The following is a 6555-nucleotide window of genomic DNA, read 5'->3' as shown; positions in this document are numbered from 1 at the left end:
ATGTATATACATCCTTTTCTAAACATTTTTTATGTATAAAAACAACATAACTACCCCATTCTATAAAAGAGTTAATTAACTCATCGCTTGCTCATGCTTCACAATTAAGGGGGGCTTTTTCATGAGTACTTTGCAACGTATCGCATTAGTCTTTACTGTAATTGGCGCTGTGAACTGGGGACTAATCGGGTTTTTCCAGTTTGACTTAGTAGCAGCCATTTTCGGCGGACAAAATTCAGCTCTTGCACGTATTATTTACGGCATCGTTGGTATATCTGGGCTTATCAACCTTGGTTTACTGTTTAAACCATCTGAAAATCTTGGTACGCACCCAGAAACAAACGAAATTCGATAATCAGTATGTCCTTTCACCTCCGACATACGAATATGATTGCATGCAATCATATTTGCAAATATATATCATAAGATAAAGTAAAAGAGGAACGCTCATATGCGTTCCTCTTTTACTTTGTTAACTCGGACTCTTCAATCCATTCTGCCAACTTTTCTCGCAGCGTATTAAATCCGTTTTCAGATGGGTTCGGTATAAGAATCCTTCCTTGTTTTCTTTTCGCCGCTTTTAACGATAAACTCATTTTTCTGTGCTCTTCATCAATTGAAAGTACCTTTACTTCTACTGTATCGCCGACCTTTAAAAAGTCATGAATATCCTTTACATATCCATTTGTAATTTCAGATATATGCACAAGTCCTTGTGTTTCTGCATCTAACGCTACAAACGCACCGTAATCTTGAATTCCAGTCACTTTCCCTGTTACAACCACTCCTGTTGTATATTGTTCTGACATATGAAACACTCCCATACGTTTACCATTCTCTCTACAATTATAGAGAGCAAAGCAGATATATTTATTTTAAATATCCGATTGGTTAGTACGCATTCTAGATAACAATATCTAGAATGCGCATACCTTATATTAGTAAATTATACCACTATGACAGAACTCATTCAAAATTCATGAAAAATTTCCCTTAAAGAAGTATAATTCTCCAATATTGGGATAGACTACTAACACATGGCTTTCTAGTATTCCCCCCCTTTTATGGACAAAACGTATTACGTTTTGTCCTTTTTTTATTTTCAACAAACCGTTCCATTCTCTTCATTGCTTCCATAAGTTGTTCAAGCGACGTCGCATAAGAACAACGAATAAACCCTTCACCACTTTCGCCAAATACGCTACCAGGGACAACAGCTACTTTTTCTTCCAGCAATAACTGTTCTGCAAATTCCGCTGAAGATAATCCTGTTGAAGATATAGAAGGGAAAACATAAAATGCTCCGCCCGGCACATGACACGTTAAGCCCATTTCATTGAAAGATGTCGTCATAAAATTACGGCGCTTCTTATAACTATCTCTCATCCGAATTACTTCATCATTCCCCGCACGTAACGCTTCAAGTGCTGCGAACTGAGACATCGTCGGTGCACACATCATGGAATATTGGTGAATTTTGAGCATCAATTCTGAAAACTGAACAGGAGCTGCAATCATACCGAGACGCCATCCTGTCATCGCAAATCCTTTTGAAAATCCTGAAATTAAAATCGTATGCTCGCGCATATTTTTAATACTCGCGAAACTTGTATATGCTTCGTCGTATACAAGCTCTGCATAAATTTCATCAGATAATACAATTAGATTGTACTTCTCAACAATCACTGCTATTTCTTCAAGCTCGAATTTATTTAGCATTGCACCTGTCGGGTTATTTGGTGAACAAAGTAAAATCGCCTTTGTTTTCGCTGTAATAGCTGCTTCAATTTGTTCTGGTTGTACTTTAAACTCGTTTTCTAGCTTAGTCTCCACAGGAACCGGAACTCCTCCAGCTAATGTCACAAGTGGTGCATAAGAAACGAAGCTTGGTTCAACAATGAGCACTTCATCATCAGGATTTATAATGGCACGCATCGCTACATCTAACGCCTGGCTCGCTCCAACTGTAACAATGATTTCATCACTTGGATCATAAGATACTGCAAATTGTTTTTTTAGATACTTTGCTATTTCTTGACGGAGCTCCAATAATCCTGCATTTGCTGTATATGACGTATACCCTTGTTCCAAAGAACGAATACATGCTTGCCTTACATTCCAAGGGGTAACAAAATCCGGCTCTCCTACCCCGAGGGAAATAACACCTTTCATATTTGCTGCTAAATCAAAAAATTTTCGAATACCAGATGGTTTTAAAGATTCTGCTGATCTAGATAGTTCAAATTGCTTCATGGTGTCACCACAATTCGCTTATCATCATCGTCTTTTTCATAAATAACGCCCTCATGTTTATACTTCTTCAAAATGAAATGAGTAGTTGTAGAAACGACAGATTCAATTGTTGCTAATTTCTCAGAAACAAACATCGCTACTTCCCCCATCGTTTTACCTTCTAATGTAATAGAAAGATCATATGTCCCTGACATTAAATAAACGGATTTCACTTCTGAATAACGATAAATTTGCTCAGCAACCGCATCAAACCCAACGCCGTGCTTTGGCGTAACTTTCACATCGATCATTGCCGTTAAACCTGTATGTTCTTTCACTTTCGTCCAATCGATATGTGTTACATAATCCACAATAATCTTTTCATTTTCTAATCTCGCAACCATCTTCTTTACTTCTTCTACTTCTATATTTAACAGCTTCGCTAATGTATCTACAGATAATCGACTACTCTTTTCAAGACAAGCTAATAATTCTAATTCTTTTTCTGTCACCATATAAATCATCCTTCCTTTTCGTTTGTGTCTAAATTATACAAATACCCTTTCCAGTTTGAAAAGAAGATTTTTCTATTGAATTATGTCAAAATAAAGTGAAACTTTAATCAGCGGAAAAATGCGTGATAAAGCGAAAGGGGATGGAACCGTGAAACCAAAAATTTATATTGCTGAACCAGTTCCGACATTTGTAGAAAACTATTTATCAGAACACTGTGATTATGAAAAATGGGATCAAAATGAGAAAGTACCTCGTGATGTTCTATTAGAGAAAATACAAGATAAAGATGGGTTATTAAATTTCGGATCTGCTATTAATGAAGAATTACTGACAGTGGCTCCTAACTTAAAAGTAGTGAGCAACATTTCTGTTGGTTACGATAATTTTGATTTACAAGCGATGAAAAATCGAAAGGTTATCGGAACGAATACACCATACGTATTAGATGATACAGTAGCTGATCTCGTTTTCGCCCTTATGCTATCAGCTGGGCGCCGCGTTTGCGAACTCGATTCTTACGTGAAAAATGGTGAATGGAACGCTGAAATCGGAAAAGAACACTTCGGACTAGATGTACACCATAGCACAATTGGTATTATCGGTATGGGCCGAATTGGAGAAGCCGTTGCAAAACGAGCAAAATTCGGATTTGATATGAATGTTCTTTACTATAACCGCCGTCGTAAAGAAGAAGCTGAACAAAAATTCGATGCTACATATTGTGATTTACAGACGCTACTGAAGCAGTCTGACTTTATTGTTCTTCTTACTCCATTAACAGATGAAACATATCACCTTATCGGAGAAAAGGAATTTTCATTAATGAAAGAAACAGCAATCTTCATTAATGCTTCTCGGGGGAAAACAGTAGATGAAGAAGCGTTAATCCATGCTTTAACAGAAAAGAAAATCTTTGCAGCAGGCATCGATACTTTTACACAAGAGCCAATTCAAAAAGATAATCCACTCTTATCATTACAAAATGTTGTGACTTTACCGCACATCGGATCTGCAACATTAAAAACTCGTCAGCAAATGGCCATGACCGCCGCTGAAAATTTAGTTGCAGGATTACAAGGAAAAACACCGCCTAATATTGTGCGCGGGTAATACTGAATAAACGAAAGGCAAGATGACATCGTCATCTTGCCTTTTTTTGTTAACATATTTTCTTCTTCCTTGGAGATGATATGAACAAAAATCAATGGAGTGACAAAAAATGAATCATAAATATACTTGTCCTTATTTCACTTTTTCCACTCGCGGCACTACTGTTCATTACGAATTGTATGAACATGATAATAAAACAGAACGCCCTACTTTCGTACTCGTTCACGGCTTTTTATCTTCCTCATTCAGTTACCGCCGTCTCATTCCTTTACTAGCGAAGGAAGGAACAGTGATTGCTCTTGATTTACCACCGTTCGGAAAAAGTGATAAGTCTCATCTGTTTAAGTATTCTTATCACAATTTAGCAACGATTATTATTGATTTAATTGAACATTTATCTCTCTCAAACATTGTATTAGTTGGGCATTCTATGGGTGGGCAAATTTCTCTCTATGTAAACCGTATACGTCCTGAACTCATTTCAAAGACGATTTTACTATGTAGCTCGAGCTATTTAGCGCGCGCAACCTTACCTTTACTATACTCTTCTTATTTACCGTTCTTTCATTTATACGTAAAGAACTGGATTATACGGCGCGGCATTGTTCATAACTTAATGAATGTCGTTCATGATCACTCATTAATTGACGATGAAATGAAAAAAGGTTACTCCGCTCCTTTTTATGACAACCGTATATTTCCCGCTTTAACTCGCATGATACGAGACCGTGAAGGTGACTTATCTTCAACTGAATTACAAAAAATCGAAACACCTATCCTACTCATTTGGGGTGAAAAAGACCGCGTCGTCCCTGTACATGTAGGTCATCGTCTACACAAAGATTTACCGAATTCAAAATTTATTTCTTATGAAAATACAGGACATTTACTACCTGAAGAAAAGCCTGAACATGTTTATGAAGAAATTATCGCTTTTTCCGCGCAATAAAATGAAACTTTAATCAGCCCCCACCTAACTTCTTTGCTTCCGCTGAATTTTGAGGTCGGGGTCTTACTGCCCGGAAAATAGCGGGATAATATAAAAAAGGCTGTCGGAAATTCCGACAGCCTATAATGAACAGCTTCCACTTTCTTTTATTACAAGTAATTCCATAGCTAATTTCTCACATTTTTCAAGCGCAGGTACTTCCTCAAAAGACATAAAGTATATATGTTGAATCTTCTTTGCGATGTATTTTGGATCGTCAAACACACTTATGACGTTCACAACATCGCTCGCTTCTGTTTCATAAAACTCCGGTCCCATTTGAAACGGATCCCAATTCTTCACAACCTCTATCATCTTTTCATATGTACCCATTCGCTTCCCGCCTTTTCACTTTTTAATACTTTTCTTTATCCTATCACATCAGCTATTCTATAAGAAGAGAGAGAACTTTCATAACTTATTGGTTTTACAGAAGAAGGGAGCAAACTTATGCAACTATTTCATAAAGCAATCAATCGACGTGGAACGCATAGTATAAAATGGGATACATATAAAAACGAAGAACTTATCCATGCTTGGATTGCTGATATGGATTTTGAAGTACCAAAACCAATTCAAACTGCCTTAAAACAACGAATCGAACATCCGATTTTTGGCTATACACTTCCTCCCGAAAATATTGGGAATATTATTTGTAACTGGACAAAACAACAATACGACTGGGATATTCAAAAAGAATGGATTGTCTTTAGCGCCGGAATCGTTCCAGCTCTTAGTACGAGCATACAGGCTTTCACAAAAGAAAACGAATCCGTTCTCGTACAACCACCTATTTATCCTCCATTTTTCGAAATGGTCACAACAAACAACAGACAGTTATACGTGAGTCCATTACAGAAACAAAATGATACATATGTGATAGACTTCAAGCATTTAGAAAAGCAGTTTCAGCAAGGCATCAAACTCATGCTTCTTTGTAGCCCTCATAACCCAATCGGGCGCGTTTGGACGAAAGAGGAACTTGTGCAGCTCGGATCGTTATGTACTAAATATAACGTAATCGTTGTGGCGGATGAAATTCATTCCGATATTATTTATGCAGATCATACACATACACCGTTCGCTTCCTTATCTGAAGAATTAGCAGAGCGCACTATCACTTGTATGGCTCCAAGTAAAACATTTAATATCGCTGGATTACAAGCATCGATTATTATCATTCCAAATGAAAAACTGCGTCAAGCCTTTACATCTATCCAATATAGACAAGGCTTCCACGGATTAAATATCTTCGCTTATACAGCGATGCAAAGTGCCTATACAGAATGTAATGATTGGCTAAACGAAATTCGATTATATATAGAAGATAATGCTAAATTTGCTTGTGAATATATTAAAACTCACATACCTGCTCTTTCCGTAACGAAGCCAGAAGGTAGCTTTTTATTATGGATTGATTGTTCTCATCTAAAGCTTTCTCAAAACGAGCGTACTGCATTACTTGAGGAAAAAGGAAAAATCATTGTTGAACCTGGTGAGAAATACGGGTTAGGTGGCGAAGAACATATTCGAATTAATATCGGCTGTCCACGATCTGTTTTAGAAGAAATTTTAAACAGACTGCGTCATACGTTTTCATAATAAGAAAGGAGTCTGTCCCCCTAATCATTCTTGGACAGACTCCTTTGTCATATTTTGTCGGTAAGTCGCTATATTTCAAGTTACGGTCGATATATTCCAATAATCGC

8 protein-coding genes are annotated in these 6555 nt (G+C 37.1%); 4 read left to right on the top strand and 4 right to left on the bottom strand.

Going from position 1 to position 6555, the window contains the following annotated elements:
- Positions 1-121 precede the first annotated feature (121 nt).
- Positions 122-355, top strand: coding sequence for a DUF378 domain-containing protein (locus tag MR107_RS28785; protein WP_000105788.1), 234 nt, complete (start codon positions 122-124; stop codon positions 353-355).
- A gap of 109 nt (positions 356-464) precedes the next feature.
- Here the strand turns inward: MR107_RS28785 and yugI are convergent, their stop codons facing one another.
- The 3 genes from yugI to MR107_RS28770 all read right to left on the bottom strand — a co-directional run bounded on the left by yugI (position 465) and on the right by MR107_RS28770 (position 2747).
- On the bottom strand, positions 465-809 hold the full coding sequence (gene yugI / locus MR107_RS28780; protein WP_000003764.1) for a S1 domain-containing post-transcriptional regulator GSP13: 345 nt from the start codon (positions 807-809) through the stop codon (positions 465-467).
- A gap of 253 nt (positions 810-1062) precedes the next feature.
- The gene (locus MR107_RS28775; protein WP_000808536.1) at positions 1063-2253 is read right to left on the bottom strand and encodes an aminotransferase; all 1191 of its coding nucleotides are present in this window, start codon (positions 2251-2253) and stop codon (positions 1063-1065) included.
- Positions 2250-2747, bottom strand: coding sequence for an Lrp/AsnC family transcriptional regulator (locus MR107_RS28770; protein ID WP_000255696.1), 498 nt, complete (start codon positions 2745-2747; stop codon positions 2250-2252). The genes MR107_RS28775 and MR107_RS28770 overlap by 4 nt, the downstream gene beginning before the upstream one ends.
- Before the next feature lie 118 nt (positions 2748-2865).
- On the opposite strand from MR107_RS28770, the gene MR107_RS28765 reads away from it, so the two are divergent.
- Together MR107_RS28765 and MR107_RS28760 are read left to right on the top strand one after the other, a co-directional pair.
- Positions 2866-3858: a 2-hydroxyacid dehydrogenase gene (locus tag MR107_RS28765; RefSeq protein WP_002041993.1), complete on the top strand. Its 993-nt coding sequence runs from the start codon at positions 2866-2868 to the stop codon at positions 3856-3858.
- 109 nt (positions 3859-3967) lie between these two features.
- Positions 3968-4807, top strand: coding sequence for an alpha/beta fold hydrolase (locus tag MR107_RS28760; RefSeq protein ID WP_001015860.1), 840 nt, complete (start codon positions 3968-3970; stop codon positions 4805-4807).
- Between the two features lie 120 nt (positions 4808-4927).
- Here the strand turns inward: MR107_RS28760 and MR107_RS28755 are convergent, their stop codons facing one another.
- Positions 4928-5179, bottom strand: coding sequence for a YugE family protein (locus MR107_RS28755; RefSeq protein WP_000537639.1), 252 nt, complete (start codon positions 5177-5179; stop codon positions 4928-4930).
- A 117-nt stretch (positions 5180-5296) separates the two neighbouring features.
- Between MR107_RS28755 and MR107_RS28750 the strand changes: the two genes are divergently transcribed.
- Positions 5297-6448, top strand: coding sequence for a MalY/PatB family protein (locus MR107_RS28750; protein ID WP_242293054.1), 1152 nt, complete (start codon positions 5297-5299; stop codon positions 6446-6448).
- Positions 6449-6555 lie beyond the last annotated feature (107 nt).

The organism is Bacillus cereus group sp. BfR-BA-01441 (assembly GCF_022663075.1).
GTDB lineage: Bacteria > Bacillota > Bacilli > Bacillales > Bacillaceae_G > Bacillus_A > Bacillus_A cereus.
The sequence above is the reverse complement of the archived record's forward strand: the minus strand, read 5'-3'. Positions and strand labels throughout refer to the sequence as shown.